At 63.6% G+C, this 1,122-nt stretch carries 2 protein-coding genes and 1 pseudogene; 1 reads left to right on the forward strand and 2 read right to left on the reverse strand.

The window, feature by feature from the left end; all coding sequences use genetic code 11:
• Nucleotides 1-146: 146 nt before the first annotated feature.
• Complete coding sequence (locus AC1DVA_RS28550) at nt 147-578, reverse strand: transposase (RefSeq protein ID WP_476808152.1); 432 nt, start codon at nt 576-578, stop codon at nt 147-149.
• Entirely contained in the window at nt 490-804 is a 315-nt protein-coding gene (locus AC1DVA_RS28555; protein WP_476808153.1) for a transposase, read from the reverse strand. The genes AC1DVA_RS28550 and AC1DVA_RS28555 overlap by 89 nt, the downstream gene beginning before the upstream one ends.
• A gap of 197 nt (nt 805-1,001) precedes the next feature.
• Between AC1DVA_RS28555 and AC1DVA_RS28560 the strand changes: the two are divergent.
• A pseudogene (locus tag AC1DVA_RS28560) lies at nt 1,002-1,122 on the forward strand (IS110 family RNA-guided transposase); the annotation flags it as partial.

The following is a 1,122-nucleotide window of genomic DNA, read 5'->3' on the forward strand; positions in this document are numbered from 1 at the left end:
GTGTAAATATAAACCGCCGATAGCCGAAGCCCAGCGGCTCTCGCGAGCTCGCCGAGCGTCTGGCAAGCGCCACCTGGGGGTCGGACTGTCAAACGGCGCGCAATATTGCCCCCCGATTTGGGGTGCGCCCCTCCCGGTAGACAGGATCAGGCTGCGGATCTGACCGTGAGCCGGGCGTGTTGATCCTCGAACTGCTGCGGGCTGACATAGCCGAGCGCGGAGTGCAGTCGGCTTGTGTTGTAGACCTGATCGATGAAGCGCGGAAGGTCGGCTGCGACGTCCTCGAAGGTCTCGTAGGCCATCGGATAGACGGCCTCGACCTTGAGCGTCTTCATGAAGCTCTCGGCCTTGGCGTTATCGTAGGGATTGCCGCGACGCCCCATCGATCCGACGAGGCCTTGCTCGGCGAGGGCCTGCCGGTAGCGTCCAGCCGCGTATTGCGACCCGCGGTCCGTGTGATGCACGCAGCCGGGTGGCGGCTTTCGCTTTTCAATAGCTGAGCGCAGCGCGGCCAGCGTCAGTCTGACGTCGATCGAGCGGCCGATGGCGTAAACCGACGACCTTGCGCGACCAGGCATCAAGGATCACGGCAAGCGCGGCGATGCGCGCTTCGTAGGCTTCGATCGTATCGGCGGCGACTGCCTCGTCGTCGAAGGCGCCAGCCTCGAWCTTCTGGATCCAGATCCGGACGAGGTTGCGTGACAGGTCGTGCCGGCGGGCGAGGCTATGGAGCGTCTCGCCTGCCAGGTAATCCTGTGCCACCTGGCATTTGAACTCGATGCTGGGGGTGCGGTGTCGGGCCATGGGCTTCCATCCTTCGAAAGCCCGGCTCCCCGGTCAATTGCTCGCCGTCACGCTGTCCGCCTCAGGGGGCGCACTCCAGATCCCCCGCCTCACGGGGGCAAACTTGCACACGATGACGTAATTGCTGCCGTCGATGCCATGACATCAGAGTGATGGACGGCAGGCAGCGGCGCCGGCCTGAGCACGGGATGGTCGTCATGAAACAGTATGTCGGACTGGATGTTTGCGTTGTCGATGAATCTGGAAAAGTCGTCTTTCAAGGCCGCGCGAGGTCCGATCCAGGCGCTTTGGCGGAACTGCTGAGCAAGCGGGCGTCGA

The sequence above is a fragment of the Allobosea sp. P4_C6 genome, assembly GCF_056402015.1.